Source organism: Pedobacter sp. (assembly GCF_035317785.1).
In the GTDB taxonomy this organism is placed as follows: Bacteria; Bacteroidota; Bacteroidia; order Sphingobacteriales; family Sphingobacteriaceae; genus Pedobacter.
The window spans coordinates 1-15,398 of the sequence record NZ_DATHGC010000020.1 but is presented as its reverse complement, the minus strand read 5'-3'; the positions used below and the strand labels follow the sequence as shown (position 1 = coordinate 15,398).

General features: G+C 45.8%; 14 protein-coding genes. 4 read left to right on the top strand and 10 right to left on the bottom strand.

Annotated features, from left to right (window positions below):
• A partial coding sequence (locus VK541_RS01820; protein ID WP_324366338.1) for a ligand-binding sensor domain-containing protein occupies positions 1–1,338 on the bottom strand: 1,338 nt, incomplete at its 3' end.
• Positions 1,339–1,677: 339 nt separating this feature from the next.
• On the opposite strand from VK541_RS01820, the gene VK541_RS01815 reads away from it, so the two are divergent.
• The 3 genes from VK541_RS01815 (at position 1,678) to VK541_RS01805 (ending at position 3,878) form a co-directional block, all read left to right on the top strand.
• Positions 1,678–2,145, top strand: a complete 468-nt coding sequence (locus VK541_RS01815; protein WP_324366335.1) for a DUF6265 family protein — start codon at positions 1,678–1,680, stop codon at positions 2,143–2,145.
• Between the two features lie 110 nt (positions 2,146–2,255).
• A complete protein-coding gene (locus VK541_RS01810; protein ID WP_324366333.1) occupies positions 2,256–2,660 on the top strand; it encodes a hypothetical protein in 405 nt (134 codons plus the stop codon).
• Between the two features lie 96 nt (positions 2,661–2,756).
• A complete protein-coding gene (locus VK541_RS01805) occupies positions 2,757–3,878 on the top strand; it encodes an endo-1,4-beta-xylanase (RefSeq protein WP_324366331.1) in 1,122 nt (373 codons plus the stop codon).
• A gap of 7 nt (positions 3,879–3,885) precedes the next feature.
• Here the strand turns inward: VK541_RS01805 and VK541_RS01800 are convergent, their stop codons facing one another.
• From VK541_RS01800 to VK541_RS01770, 7 genes are all read right to left on the bottom strand, one after another.
• On the bottom strand, positions 3,886–6,009 hold the full coding sequence (locus tag VK541_RS01800; protein ID WP_324366329.1) for a xanthine dehydrogenase family protein molybdopterin-binding subunit: 2,124 nt from the start codon (positions 6,007–6,009) through the stop codon (positions 3,886–3,888).
• Positions 5,996–7,006, bottom strand: coding sequence for a xanthine dehydrogenase family protein subunit M (locus tag VK541_RS01795; protein WP_324366327.1), 1,011 nt, complete (start codon positions 7,004–7,006; stop codon positions 5,996–5,998). Before VK541_RS01795 ends, VK541_RS01800 begins: the two co-directional genes overlap by 14 nt.
• Before the next feature lie 30 nt (positions 7,007–7,036).
• Complete coding sequence (locus VK541_RS01790) at positions 7,037–7,825, bottom strand: 2Fe-2S iron-sulfur cluster-binding protein (RefSeq protein ID WP_324366325.1); 789 nt, start codon at positions 7,823–7,825, stop codon at positions 7,037–7,039.
• A 133-nt stretch (positions 7,826–7,958) separates the two neighbouring features.
• Positions 7,959–8,813: a GIN domain-containing protein gene (locus tag VK541_RS01785; RefSeq protein WP_324366323.1), complete on the bottom strand. Its 855-nt coding sequence runs from the start codon at positions 8,811–8,813 to the stop codon at positions 7,959–7,961.
• 3 nt (positions 8,814–8,816) lie between these two features.
• A complete protein-coding gene (locus VK541_RS01780) occupies positions 8,817–9,191 on the bottom strand; it encodes a GntR family transcriptional regulator (RefSeq protein ID WP_324366320.1) in 375 nt (124 codons plus the stop codon).
• A 20-nt stretch (positions 9,192–9,211) separates the two neighbouring features.
• Positions 9,212–10,039, bottom strand: a complete 828-nt coding sequence (locus VK541_RS01775; protein WP_324366318.1) for a hypothetical protein — start codon at positions 10,037–10,039, stop codon at positions 9,212–9,214.
• A gap of 12 nt (positions 10,040–10,051) precedes the next feature.
• Positions 10,052–10,879: an ABC transporter ATP-binding protein gene (locus tag VK541_RS01770; RefSeq protein ID WP_324366316.1), complete on the bottom strand. Its 828-nt coding sequence runs from the start codon at positions 10,877–10,879 to the stop codon at positions 10,052–10,054.
• 105 nt (positions 10,880–10,984) lie between these two features.
• On the opposite strand from VK541_RS01770, the gene VK541_RS01765 reads away from it, so the two are divergent.
• A complete protein-coding gene (locus VK541_RS01765) occupies positions 10,985–11,326 on the top strand; it encodes a hypothetical protein (RefSeq protein WP_324366314.1) in 342 nt (113 codons plus the stop codon).
• Here the strand turns inward: VK541_RS01765 and VK541_RS01760 are convergent, their stop codons facing one another.
• Positions 11,327–12,358 carry a PorP/SprF family type IX secretion system membrane protein gene (locus VK541_RS01760; protein WP_324366312.1) on the bottom strand — a complete coding sequence of 344 codons (1,032 nt, stop codon included), beginning with the start codon at positions 12,356–12,358 and terminating at the stop codon, positions 11,327–11,329.
• A gap of 4 nt (positions 12,359–12,362) precedes the next feature.
• Positions 12,363–15,398 (bottom strand): PKD domain-containing protein (locus VK541_RS01755; protein WP_324366310.1); only part of this gene is annotated, 3,036 nt, incomplete at its 5' end.

Sequence of the window (15,398 nt, the reverse complement as noted above, 5' to 3'; positions counted from 1 at the left end):
CACCCAAACCCAGCCTTTGCGGTCAATGGAAACGGCCTTGACCAGGTTAGAACTCAAGGACTTATTGCTTTCCCCGTCACTTTTGAAACTGGTAAATAATCCCGTCATTCTGTTATAATAATTCAGGCCCTCGGCCTCCGTACCAATCCACAAGTTATGGGCCTTATCTTCCACGATAGCACTGATCACATTGCTGCTGATGCCGTTCTTTCCAGGGTTTGCCTTGTATGTCCTGAAGGGCGTGGAATTGGCATGGTATACATTCACTCCTCCATAATAAGTACCGAGCCACATAGAGCCCGCGGCATCATGCAGGATATCGTACACAGAATTCTGGTTCAGGCTGGACAGGTCATCCGGATTGTGCGACACGTTGGTAAATTTCTGACTGGCGACATCAAATATGCTGACCCCATTGAGTGTGGAGATCCAGAGCTTGCCCGAGCTGTCCATTTTTATCTTACGGATCACATTGCTCAGCAGGGCGTTGGACTGTCCTTTCTTTGCCACATAGTGCCGAAAATTGCCGGTCTTTCTGTCCAGCAGCTCCATTCCAAAATTATGGGTCCCGATCCAGATATTGTGCTGTGAATCTTCAAAAATAGTATTGATGTCATTGTCTGCCAGGCTTGCAGAGTTTCCCGCATCATGAAAGTAGGAATTAAAAATATACTTCCCTTTTTGGGGTGTCATGCTGGTCAGCCCGTCCACGGTGCCAATCCAGAGTACATTGTTATGGTCCTGATGTATGGCCTTGACCAGGTTGTGTGCGATTCCCTTGTCTTTTAACGGGTTGCTATAAAAGCGTTGAAATTTATTATTCTTTAGCAGTTTATTAAGCCCGTTCTCCGTGCCTGCCCAGATATTACCCTGCCTGTCCTGAAAGAGGTGACGAATGATGTTGTTGCTGATGCTCCCCTGGTCATTGGGGTCGTTTACAAAGTGCCGGAACGAATTGCTTTCCGGCAGGTAAAGGTTCAGTCCGTTCTGTGTCCCTATCCATAAATTTCCTTTCTTGTCGGTCAGCAAAGTATTGATGTTCCTGCTGCTGCTCAGCGATGCCGGATTGCGCTCATCGTGCTTGTAGACCTCAAAAGTCTGGCTGTTGAACTTATTCAGGCCATCTTTTGTACCAAACCACATAAACCCTATGCTGTCCTGCGCGATCGACAATACGCTGCTTTGAGACAATCCGTTCTCCACGGTAAGGTGATTGAAACTGATCTTACTGCTTGGTGCAGACTGTTGCGCCGCCGTCTTTGTAAGCAGGCCTCCAGACAGCAACACTGTCAGCAAGAAAAGCTTCTTTAAAGAAAACAGATATGGATTACAGTTCATGGTATGGTTAGCCTGACCTGCTTTTGAAGGCAGGCCAGGCGTTTGGTCAGCTATAAATTTACATAAAAATTGCTGCCTGCGAAAATCTTCTCCTTTACAAATCAGCAGGTAATCCCGGAGTAATCCCGGAGTAATCGGCGAGTTGGCTTATCCTTGCAATATCCCACCGTTATGGTTGCGATATCTGCGGATACGGCAACCATCTCGCAGCTATATCGTAATGATACGGCAAGGATATCGCAACACTGGGATTTCACTGGCATTTCTCAGTGAATTATAAGGGATTTTTACGGAAAATAGCGTTAAGTTTATATACTGCAAATCCATCCGATCAAACTCATGAAGATTCAAAAACTATTGCCCGCCCTTCTATTATTACTGGTGACTGATGTGGCCAGCGGCCAGGAAAAAATCCAGAAGGACTTCAAAAAGCTGGAATGGCTTCAAGGCCGCTGGGAGCGTATAAACTCCAAACCGGGGCAAACGGGGATCGAAACCTGGGCCATTGTATCTCCTGAAAAACTAACTGGTACAGGACTTACGATGAAAGGGACTGACACGCTCTTTCTTGAAAAACTGGAATTAGTGATCAAAGACGGGTACATCTATTATGTGGCAGACGTAGAGGGGAACCCCGCTCCTGTTCTTTTCAAGTTCACAGAGATTACTAATGATTCTTTTATTTGTGAAAACCCGCTAAATGATTTCCCTAAAAAGATTGCTTACAGACTTCAGGACAAAAAATTGAAGGCAACCATATCGGGGGGCGGAAAAAGTATAGCCTATGATTTTGTAAGAAAACTTTAAAATCCTTTATACCAGTACAACGGTTTCTTTTTAACATTTCTTAACAATCCTATGATTAAACCATTTACCGGATACAAGCTCTATTAACCAAACAACATAAAGAAACGAACATGAGAAAATTGATTTTTACCGCTATATTATTCATCAGTATGGGTACTATGGCATTTGCACAGCAAGACAGTACTAAAAGAGCACGTAAGACACCGGAAGAAAGGGCACAGCTTTTTACAGATGGACTGGACAAAAAACTTTCGCTTACAGCTGAGCAAAAAACAAAAATATATGCGATCAACCTGGATGGCATTAAAAAGGCCAAAGACAAGCATGTAAAAGGTCAGAAGCCTGATAGAGCTGCGATGAAAGCATCTATGGAAGAAAGGGACAGCCAGATCAGCAGCGTTTTAAATGAAGGTCAGCGCAAAACCTATGAAGAGATAAAAGCTAAAAGGGCCGAGTCTTTCAAAAAACATGGTAAAAAAGGTGACAGGCAAAAACCTGCACCGGAAAAAGTATAATTAATTGGCGGGTGATTAGGTGAGGGTGATTAAAAACGGCAGATGAATTCTGCCGTTTTGCTATCTTAGTAACCATAAATCATTGTCTCATCGCCTATGAATTGCTTTTCAATATCCCGGTTTTCTTTAGTCCTGCTGCTCATCTTTTTGACTGGCCCTGGCTTTAGTCAAAAAAAGCCTGTTCCGATCAAAGATCATTTCAAAAAAGATTTCCTCATAGGTGCGGCAATCAGAAGAAATCATACAGACGGCAGTGATGTGAAAGCGCAAAAACTGATTGTTGAGCAGTTCAACTCCATCAGTCCGGAAAATGACCTGAAATGGGGCGCACTTCATCCAAAAGCCGGAGTATATCAGTTTAAATATGCAGACCAGTACGTAGATTTTGGTATTCGAAACGGCATGACCGTGATCGGACACACGCTGATCTGGCACAGCCAGAGTCCCGAATGGATTTTTAAGGATGACCAGGGCCAGCAAATTGGCAGAGATGCCTTACTCAAAAGGATGCAGGAACATATTGAGACAGTGGTAGGCCGGTATAAAGGAAAGATCAAAGGATGGGATGTGGTCAATGAGGCATTTAACGACGATGGCTCTTTTAGAAATACAAAATGGAAAACGATCATCGGTGAAGATTATATTGAAAAGGCTTTTGAATTTGCGCAGAAAGCAGATCCGGGGTGTGAGCTTTATTACAATGATTATAACCTGTATAATTCTGCAAAGAGAGCCGGTGTTTTAATGCTGGTCAAAAGACTGCAGGCAAAGCACATCAACATCAAAGCGGTTGGTGAGCAGGGGCATTATCATCTAGATAAGCCCGAGATCAGCAGTATAGAAAAGATGCTCACAGATTTTAAAGTTTTGGGTGCAGGTGTCAATTTCACGGAACTGGATATTGATGTATTGCCAAGAGCCGGAAAAGAAATTACTGCCGAGGTCTCTGCCAGCGCCGGCTACGAAAGCAAATATGATCCTTATAAAGACGGCTTGCCTGACAGTGTTGCGCGGGCACTAGCGAAACGATATCAGTCGATATTTAATCTGGCGGTTAAATACCGGAATATGGTCAGCAGAATTACATTTTGGGGTTTGACTGACGGCGCTTCATGGCTGAATAATTACCCGGTCAGGGGAAGAACCAATTACCCGCTATTGTTTGACAGAAATTATCAAATGAAAACGACAGTTTATAAAGCGATCACGGAAAAGTAAATGCAAATTAAAGCAATTTATCAGGAGTGATGGGCAAGTGCCTGATGCGCTTTCCTGTGGCATTAAATATCGCATTGGCAACAGCTGCCGCAACACTTACAATGCCGACTTCGCCGATACCCTTTACCCCCATTTTATTGGGAATCAAATCTTCTTCGCGGATAAACAATGTCTCCATATTGCCAATATCAAGATTTGCAGGCACATGATAATCTGCAAATGAACGGGTGATAAAATTACCCCAGCGAGGATCAATGACCGATTCCTCTGTAAGCGCCATGCCTATCCCCCAAACGTTTCCGCCGATGATCTGTGACCGTGCTGTTTTAGGGTTCAGGATCTTACCTGCTCCGGTCACCGCAAGAAATCGTTTGACAGTTGCCATTCCGGTAGAACGGCTCACCCATACTTCAGCGAAGTTGGCATTAAAGCTATGTACGGAATAGGCATCTGTTCCTTCTGGTGGTTTCGCATCCATTCGGGTTTGGAAAGTGCTCATATCTTCTGACACCATCATTTGCGCCGCAGTGGGCCGCACAAAAAACTGCTTGCCGGATTTGGCGATCAATTCGTCGGTGATCTTTATACAGGCCTCATACACCGCATTGGCGAAACTGGCCGCGCCCACAGACCCTACAGATCCTGCGGCAGGTGGTAAATCTGAATCCCCGATCAAAACATGTATCTGGTTGATGGCCAGGCCTAGTCCGTCCGCCGCTGTCTGTGCCACTATGGTATGTGTTCCTGTGCCCAGGTCTGATGCAGCGAGTTCAACACTTGCGTTTATTTTGCTTCCATTCCTGGTCAGTTTAATGATCGCAGAACTCTCCCGCTGACGTGCCGGATATGTTCCGCAGGCTACGCCGTAGGCAATCAGGTAATCTCCCTGCTGCTGTTGGCCTGGCTCTGCACTTCTTTTTTCCCAGCCAAATGCTTTGGCGCCTTCTTTCAGACATTCCACCACTTTGCGTGACGACCATGGTTTCCCGTTTGAAGGATCTTTGGCGGGTTCATTTTTTAACCGGAAAGCAATGGGGTCCATTTTAAGCTTATAGGCCAGCTCGTCAATAGCCGATTCCAGTGCGAAACTGCCGGTAGATTTGCCCGGACCACGGGTATAAGTAGGTATAATGATGTTCATGGGGACTACCCGATAGCTGATCAGTGAGTTGGGAACCTCGTACATTATTTTCGAACAATCCCCGCAGGGCTCTATGTATTCACTGTTTATTGCGGTGTGAGTGGTGGTTTCATGCGCAAGGGCCAGCAGCTTGCCGTCTTTGTCTGCCGCAAGCCGTACTCTTTGCATGTTGCGCTGACGGAGCCCCACGGAATTGAACATCTGCTGTCTGCTGAGGGCCAGATGAACGGGCCGTCCTGCCATCTTAGCGGCAACTGCTGCCAGCACCAAATTGGCCCACTGACCTCCTTTTGAGCCGAAACCGCCCCCGATATGCGGGGACACAATGCGTACTTTTTCAGGTTTGATGTTCAGCGTTGCCGCTGCTGCTGACTGGGCACCATTGACAATTTGGGAGCCGTTATAAAGCGTAACCCGGTCACCTTCCCAGGCGGCGATGGTGGAGTGCGGCTCCATTGGGTGGTGGTGCTCAATGGGGGTTTCATAGGTCTCGTCTATCTTAAACTCTGCATTGCTAAAAGCAACATCTACGTCTCCCCTTTTTAAATCTGCTTTGTCTTTCTCCTTGGATGGTACAGCTTCTTTGTGCAGTTGATCAAAGTCTATTTTGGAAGGGCCCGGCTGGTACTCAATTTTTACCAATCGGGATGCATGGCGAGCCTGTTCAAAGGTCTCTGCTACAACCAGTCCGATGTGCTGACCATAAAACTCTATTTCAGGGCCTTGCAGTAAAGCCCCACCCCTGATTCCACCATTCAGGTTGAGTCTTGGCGCATTCAGGTGCGTAATGACCGATAATACCCCTGGTGCTTTTTCAGCTTCGCTGGAATCTATTCGGGTTATCCTCCCGGCTGCGATCGTGCTTTTGAACAGAAAGGCATAGGCCATATTGTCGACCGGATAATCTGTGGCATAGGTGGCCTTTCCGGTTACTTTTAAAAGGCCGTCAATACGGTCGACCGGTGTTCCGGTTACTTTACTTGTTTCCATTTTGATTTGCTGCCATATACAGTGCCCGAGCTATGGCCCGGCTGCCGAGTTCAATCTTAAATTTATTGTATTCCAGTGGTTTTGCCGTGTCCATTTCAGTTTCGGCTGCTGCCTTGAAGTTGGCTTCACTGGCCTCTTTTCCAACCAGCATTTGCTCTGCTTTGAGTGCCCGCCATGGTTTATGCGCCACACCGCCCATGGCAATTCTGGCTTTAGTGATTTTATTGCCGTCCAATTCCAGACCTGCGGCTACTGATACGAGTGCAAAAGCATAAGAGGCACGGTCCCGGACTTTGAGGTAATAGGAATTGTTCGCAAAGTTGTTTTTGGGCAGCTCAATGGCCGTAATGAGTTCAGCATGAGCCAGGTTATTGTCTTTCTCCGGAATATCACCAGGCAAGCGGTGGAAATCCGCGAAAGCGATACTGCGCTCTTGTCCCTTATGGTCCTGAACTTTAACCACCGCCTCGAGGGCCGCCAGGGCTACAGACATATCCGATGGAAAGACTGCAATGCATTTTTCTGACCATCCAAAAATGGCATGCATGCGGTTGATGCCTGCCATTGCTCCGCAGCCTGATCCCGGCTTGCGTTTATTGCAGGGCATGGCCACATCGTAAAAGTAAGGACAGCGTGTTCTTTGTAACAGGTTTCCGCCATTGGTGGCCATATTTCTGATCTGGGCGGATGCTCCGGCCAGGATGGCCTGGGTCAGCAGCGGGTATTGCATCCGGATGAGTTCATGGTTTGCAGTCTCCGTATTTTTGCCAAGTCCTCCTATTGATACTCCGCCCTTATGAATGCCTTCGGGGATTTCTTTGATCTGCGTCAGTTTCAGCCGGGTGATATCAACCAGTTCGTCTGGCTGTTCCACATCCTCTTTCATCAGGTCGACGATGTTTGTCCCGCCTGCCAGAAACTTTGCGTTAGAATTAGCTCCTGCCAGTTTTATGGCAGCTGGTATTGTACTGGCTCGGGTATATTTAAATGGTCTCATGGTTTTTTTTAAAATATGATTAACGGATCATTAACCCGCAAAGTCCCAGTTCTGCTCAATGGCTTTACCTGTCTGAACTTCGCGTATGGCAGCTACAATATTGGGATAGGCCCCGCAACGGCAGATATTTCCAGACATCCTTTCCCTGATCTCGGCGTCAGAGAGCTGAAGCTGTGCCGGGCGCTTCCTCACATCGCCTGTAATGTAACTCGCCTCGCCATTTTTGGCTTCACTAAGCAGAGCTACCGCCGAGCAGATCTGTCCGGAGGTACAGTAGCCGCACTGGAAACCATCGTGTTTAATGAATGAAGTCTGGATAGGATGAAGATTGTTACCATTGGCAATGCCTTCGATGGTGGTAACGGACTGCCCTTCACAAGTTGCAGCCAGGGTCAGGCAAGACAAAACACGCCTTCCATCTACGAGTACCGTACACGCACCGCACTGTCCATGGTCACATCCTTTCTTAGATCCGGTCAGTTCCATCCTTTCCCGAAGTGTGTCCAGAAGGGTCATCCTCGAATCGACAAGCAGGCTCTTTTTTGAACCGTTTACCTTAAAGGCTACTTTTACCCCATTTTCTACTGGCCGGGCTGACATTTTATCTAAAGGGGATTCTACAAATGGGCGGGCCAGGAGTTGCTCTGTACCCAGCAGGTGTGTAGCCAGTGCTGCTGTTCCTGCGATGCTCATCAGTTTAAGGAAATGTCTCCGGTTAAAACCGGTATCCATGATCTCATTGAGGTCTTCAGGCATCAGGTCCTCAAACAATTTCTTTTCATCTGCTGTGAGCTCAGGATTTTCTGCTTCTTCGTTCATGGGGGAAATTGGTTAGAATGAACTTATATTCAAGATAATAGAGCAACAACCAAAAGCCAGTTATGTTTAAAAAAACAGATGCCACCTTATTGTTTAATTTAAGGTGGCATCCGGGAAGAATTATTTTATGGTGCTATTTTTTTGAATTGTACATCTGGTTGATGTTCACCGCAGGCATTTCGACTTGCGTGGAATCAGAAAACCGGCCTGAGCACTGGTCAATCTGCATGTTAAAGATTTTAACCTTGGCTTTCCCAAGTGTGTTCAGCGTCAGGTGTTTGATGGCTTTATCTGTGGTCTCCCCATATCCGCCGTTCAGTTCTATCTCCGCATTTCCAGCAGCACTAATGGAAAGATTTTCAAATGAGCTCATCTCGCTTTTTACGTTAGTTCCAATGAGGTCCAGGCTCACAGATTTGGTGTTGGTTTCTCTGAAACTAATTTCCCTGACATCTTTTGTACGGACACTTAACCAACCGATTTGGGTCTCCGGATCAAAGTGTGCGGAGCTTGTACTGCTTAGATCCAGCTGCAGCGAATCCAATTTCGCATTCAGGTTTATTCCCCGTCCATTAGCTACGCTGAGCTGTTTGATATGAGGACCGTAGATCCAGATCCTTGCATAGTTCTCCGGCTGTGTGTCCGATTTTTTCAATACGATCTGTAACTGTCCGTTGCCGTCAACTTTTGCGGAGATCAGCCCTTTGATATTATCAGCATATTTAACTCCTGCGTTTTCATCTTCTACCAGTTTGATGGCCAGATATAATTGGTTTCCCCCATCAATACTGACGGACTGAAAAGGGCTGTTGACTGCTATGGCCGACATATTTTTAGGGATCGCGCCAAAAGTGTCCATTTCGGTATTTCCGTGAGATGTACTGTCCCCTTTTTCGTAGTATACCCTTGAAATAATGGCTATCCCTAAAACAGGAATGAGGATGAGCGCTGAAGCAAAGGCAATTAATAATTTATTACTTGTTTTCATTTTCTAAGGATTAAAGGTTTCTTTAACAAATGTGTTATACCGGGTCTGCAATTCGTCAAAACCTATGTTTAACAAATAGAGGTTTCTGAAAAAAGCGGGCAGTTCATCGTTCATAAACTGGCTTTTGCGGTAGTTCCTGACATTGGCCACAGCATCTTCTGCCAGGAAAAACCCAATGCCCCTTTTATTGTTAATGATGTTTTTATTCTGCAGCAATTCGTAGGTGCGCATCACTGTATTGGGATTGACCTCAAGGTCTACTGCCATCTCTCTTACTGAAGGCACTTTTTCGTCAATCTTCCATTTTCCCAATAAAATGCGCTCGCAGACGTATTCTACAATCTGAAGGTATATTGCCTTATTATCTGTAAATTCCATATCTCTATACCAATTAAAAATTAAACCTCTTTTTCTTTAAGACGGATGTAGGTAATTGTCCAGAATACCAGCGTAAGGACAACGAGCAGCAGTGTAAGCAGCCACTCTATATTGTTTTTCCCGGGATCATGTATGATTCGACCCGGGTCTTCCACGGCATGCCTGCCATCGGTAAGGTATTGCCCGGCCTGAACAACAATGAATGTCCATAAACCGGTAAATACCATTACAGAAAGGACGGTTTTAATGTAATGGAACTTATTAAAATAAATAGAGCCCAATAGAAATATGCTGGTTACAAAAAATGGGGCAACGTATAATGGCAGGAACAGGTTGGGTTTATTACGAACAAAGAAATATGCGGCATTGTCTTTTATTACGGTGACAGCGCCGTTTGCATCTGTATACGAAGTTGACTTGCTTACATTGCTATAGATACTGCGGAGCTTAGCTACAAAAGCCAGGTCTGTCAGCCAGAAAATCACCACAAAACTTACGGTGGTAAGTATTGCCGTAAAAAAAATGCCCGCTGTAAACTTCTCAAATGTAGAAGCCGGGATCAGCAGATCGATAATGGTCTTTGGTTTCTGCCCTAAATGTGAAAAATAGGTGCTGGCAACTGCCGTGATAAAGAGAAAACCAAAACCAAGGAACAAAAATTCCCTGAAGATTAAAATGCGATCAGAAATGCCTCTGAGGTCGTTCATTAAAGGCCAGAATGCGGTTATATAGGAGATTAATATTACTCCAAAGGCCACTGCCAGTGTAATCAGGTAGATCTTTCCAAATTCCAGCCATTTTCTTTTAAGCAAAAGGCCAAAACGCTGTATGTTAAATGTATTGTTCATGTTGCTTGGGATTTAGTTAAAAGCGGCTTTTATTTTTGTTTTTTCTGCGAGTACTGCGTTAAACAATAACTCCATATCAAGTTTGCTCTCTTCATCATGATAATTTGGCATCAATGCACTATAACCCAGCAAGGATGGTTCAGAATAGATCACCGTGTCGTTCAGTTCTTTGATACGCTTGAAGCATAATTTTTGTGTGATTTCTTCTACCGATGCTTTTAAAACGATATTGCTTTCATCCAGCATAATCACCGTATCGATCAGGTTGTCTAAGTCCCTCACCTGGTGTGTAGAGATGATGATGCACCTGTCTTCTGTAAGCGCGGCCGCCATAATTTTACGGAACTGCGTTTTGGACGGGATGTCGAGCCCGTTGGTGGGTTCATCCATGATGATCAACTGTGCTTGAGTGGCAAGACCGAAAGCAATGATCAGTTTTTTCTTTTGTCCGTAGCTCATGTCAATCAGTTTTTGGTCAACCGGAATGTCGAACTCGCTCAGCAGGCCGCTAAAATAGTTATGATCGAAGTTTGGATAAAAAGCGGCATTGGCTTTTACATAGGCATCGATCTTTACTGAGGGCAGGTAAAATTCTTCTGGGATGAAACAGATCTGTTTCAGCAAACTCGGCTGACGCCTGGCAGGATCGTGCCCCATGACATCAATTTTCCCGCTGGTGGCATAGACAAGGCCAGCAATATTTTTCAGCAAAGTGGATTTTCCAGCGCCATTCTTGCCCAGTAAGCCGTAAATATGGCCTGCCTTGAGCTGCATACTCAGATTTTTGAAGAGCAGTTTTTGTTTGCTGTATCCAAAATTCAGATCGTTAATCTTTATCATGATATAGTGTATTAGGTAATTAATACACTAATGTATCATGAAATTTCCAAACCACCAAATTATTTTGAATAAGTTTTTCAAAATTTATGCTAATTTGCTGATACCATGAAACAAATCAATTTTAATCCTGCTGATTTTGAGCCTGTCAGAGCCATAGCGCTTCAGTTTCCCGATGCTTCAGATAGTCTCTCTCATTACGATACCCCTTCTATTAAAATCAAAAAGAATTTACTATGCAGACTCCACGAAGGCGGGGAATGGTTGGCGGTACGGACAGATTTTCAGAGCAGGGAACTATTTCTTGAAAAGTACCCCGAAAGCTGCTTCATTAATGCGCATTTTAAAAATTATCCTTACATCGGAATCTATGTAAACAGTTACAGTATGGAGCAGCTTAAAGAAGTACTGGAGACAGGTTATCATGCCATCACTGCGAAAAAAGTCTGATCAATAGAAATTATAACACCTCAAGCCGTTGAATTTATTGTAACCTGAGCTGTTTGGAAAATACTTTTCGTAGCCAATACTGGCTTCAGTTGTTCCATTGGTGTTGGTATAGTTTATTTTGGAGGTAGTGGCATCGTGGCTGATCCCTAACCTGAGTTTTTCTCCATTGTCCCTGTTGGTAAAGATGTCAAAAATGAGAGATACAACAATCGCATCTGGGCTTCCAGCTCCGCTTGTTCTGTACCACAGGCCGGTATTGATTCCTCTGTACTTAAATTGAAAGCCGCCGCTTATGGAACTGGCGCTTGCTTGTTTGTAATAGACTACTGAAGGGATAATGTATGCGCCATCGTCTTGATTATAATTGTAGCCGCCACTGATCAGCAAGCGGTAACTGGCATTTGCAACGAGCCGCATCGGTAATTTGGCCTGTGTCCCTGTAAAGGATTCATCGGGTTTATTGATATGGTGAAGTGCGGTGCCGATCATGAAATCATGGTAGACAATATTTATTCCGCCGCCGGCATCGAAATAGAATTTACTGGAAACATCAGGTATTTGGGCAGATGATGTACTGCCTGGAATGTAGCCCAGGCGCATATCGATCTGGTCCGAGAACACGAGCTTGTTCCAGTCGATCCTCCTGTTGGTAAAGCCTGCCTGAATACCAAATGAAGCTACAATATCATCGCCGCCCACGCTGTAAGAATAGGTAGCGGCAATATTGTTTTTGTTGAGATAGGCCTGCCCTTCACTGCTTCTGGTGAACAGGAGCCCTACACCCCCACCAAATTTGGGGATATTGAGGTCTGCCGAAGCGCTGATGTAAGACAGGTCTCCGCTCAGTCCGGACCATTGGTTTCTGTAGATCAGGTTCATCCGGATGTCTCCTTCAAATTGTCCGGTAAGTGCAGGGTTTAAATAGACCGGCGCATTGAAGAATTGCGAATAGATGTGGTCCTGTGCAAAAACGCCTGCATTCCAGATTACCGTTAATGCGCATATTAAATATATCCTCCTCAGCTTGACCATTTCTTTACCTGATTAAATTAACGATTCCTGTTCTTTTTGGTGCCCCGCCGTAGGACATACCCTGCCATCCGGTGCCATTGAGAAACTGAACATCAGCCTTCCAGAAGTAAATGCCCTGTGGCATCTGGGTGCCTTTGAACGTTCCGTCCCATCCTTCGACAGGTTTTCCATCGTTGAGGCTGGTGGTTTCCCAGATCATTTCACCCCATTTATTAAAGATGCTGAACTTCCAGGATTTTAGCCCGAAGCCCTTTGCACTGAATAAGCGGAGTTCCGGATTTGGACTCTCAGGCATAAAGGAGTTGGGCATAAACAGGGTGCCCGGAATACCTGTCACTGTCACCTCATTGCCTGCTATATCCTTACACCCGTTCTGATTGGTTGCTGTCAGCTTCACGTTGTAGACTCCTGTTGTGGCATAAATGTGGCTTGGATTGGCTTCAACTGAGGAAGTACCATCGCCAAAGTCCCACAGATAAGCGACACCGCCTGTACTGGTATTGGTAAATTTCATATCCAGACAGGTACAGTCTTCGTTTCTTTGTGAAGTGAAGCTCACTTCCGGCTGGGCGAGAACCTCAATGGTTTCTATATCACTGTCACTGGAACATCCTATTGCAGTCAGTTTCACCTTGTAGATGCCGGGCTTGGTGAAAGTATGCATCACCCGTTCCGGTGAGGTGATCGTAGTGGCACTAGTCCCGTCATCAAAATCATACTCAAAAGTTTCCCCGCCTGTGCTTGCGTTGAAAAAGGGAACCGTAAAAGGTGCACACCCCCGTTTATCGGTCCCATTTACTGTTAGCGCAGCCACAGTGGTGTTTGGTGACACCACAATGGTATAACTGAGTGTATCAGTACCGCAAAGTCCGCTTGTAGTCATTTTTACCTTGTAGGGCCGGTTCGTATTTGTTGTCGTATAGACATGCGATATGGGGTTTCTGTTGTTTACGGTGGTATCCTTACCGTCGCCAAATTCATAGGTATAGGTAGTGTTGGCAGCAACAGGTGAGGTATTGACGAAGTTGACAGTCAATGGTGAGCAGCCTGTTGCTTTGTCTGGCGCAAACATCGATTTTGCTGGTGATTGTACCAGCACTTTTGAAGTGAACGGAGTAGATATTCCGCAGGAGCTTGTAGCGATAAGGGTAATGGTATATGTTTTGTCCTTTCCGGTAGGGTCTGGCAAGAAGGTGATCGGAGGAGGCGTTGCTGCAGTGGAAGTTCCGTTGCCAAAATCCCAGGCAAAGGTGGTATTGATCAGCGAGCTGGAGGTGTTGACAAAATTTACCGTCAAAGGTCCGCAGCCTTCAGTTTTATCCCGGGTAAAGGAGGCAGAAATATTTTGCTCCGATGAAAATGTATGGCTCATCTCTGCGCCTGTGCAACCCCTACTGCTCGTCACAACAAGTCTGATCACCACCGATTCATCTTCGTTGCTGATGGTATAGCCCGGAAAATTAATCCCTCTTCCAATCTCCTGTGTCCCCGCATACCAGATGTAGGTGTCATTCCTGTCGGGATAAGCGGTTGCGGCGATATTCGCAGCATCGATTTCAAATGGAACACAGCCCTTATCAGACACAAAGGTAAACTCGGCGCGTGCGTTATAATTTACCGTTATAGTGACCGTATTGCCGGGATACTGCAAAGTTCCGCCGCAGTCAGGAATAATAACCAGCCGTCTGTATTGAGTAGTGAGCTGAACAATGCCTGGGTTATAATTTATTCCATTGGCCCCGGAGATATCTGTCCACGCAGAACCATCCGGACTGGATTGCCATTGATAAGTATATACTCCGCCTCCGCCACTGGGTAAAGTTCCCGTCAGTCCTGCTGAAGGCCTGCCTTCACATACAGATTGATCGCCTGTAATGCTGTTGTTCGTAATTACCGGCGCGGATTTAACAGAGACCGATACGGTTACCGGCTGCCCGAAACAACCGTTTTCATTGACCGGGGTGATCACATAAGTTACTGTTCCGTCAGCGGTTCCGCTATTGATCAGCACATCGCTGATCTGAGTGATATCTTCTGGTGTGGCAGTGTTGCTTGTATTTCCAGTGATCTGACCACCAGATGAGGTGCTGGTCCATAGATATTTTAAGCCTGTTTGCGCAGTTGCAATGGTAATTCCGACAGGGGAACCGCTGCAAATGGTGGCATTTGCTGCTGAGGCGGTGGCTGCCGGATCAGCGTTTATGGTGACCGTGAGCTCAAATGCATTGCCGTCACATCCGTCGAAGACAGGAACAATGGTATAAGTTACTGATCCGGCCAATGCAGGATTGGTTGTGGTCAGCACATCGCTGATCACTGTGCCGGAACCCGGTGTTACAAATCCCCCTGCATTTACTGAAGCGGTAACCGTCCACTTAAACGTGCTTCCTGCACCTGCCGCAGGGGTATAATCTACTGATTTTCCATTGCATATAGATTTAGCTGCCTCACTCGTAATCGTATTGACTGGTTTGATGTTAATGGTTACAAATGCTTCTATAACATTACAAGGAGCAGCAAGGGGAGTCATGGCCCTCAGGGTCAAGTCTGCCTTGCCTGCGGCGCGCTCATCATCAGATGGTGTATAAACGGCATCCAGGTCATTTCGGTTAGGGCTGAAAGTGCCTGCGCCACCCACCCATTCATAGGAATCCACTGTTCCGGTAATCTGGCCATGCAGGCTGATGACGTCATTGTAACAAACCGGTACATATGTTCCGGCATTGATTATTGGTGAGGGCTTAAAAGTAATAAGCTGTGTATCGGTAGCGGTGCCGCAATTGTTTTTGTGTACTACAGTTACGGTATAGGTGGTGTATGCTTTAAAATTTATTTGAGGATACTGCGAATGAAGATCAGATCCTGGTGAAAATTCATAATCACCGCCGCTGACTGTCCAGGTATAGGTGTCAGCGAGGGTCTCCTGGGTTCCGGTCAGCTCTGTTTTAGTAGGGCCGCTGGTGGTATTGTTAAAATCGTAGGCCGTCAGGTTACATACGGTAGCATCGCCCGATAAGACTGCGGTCGGCAGTCCGTTTAT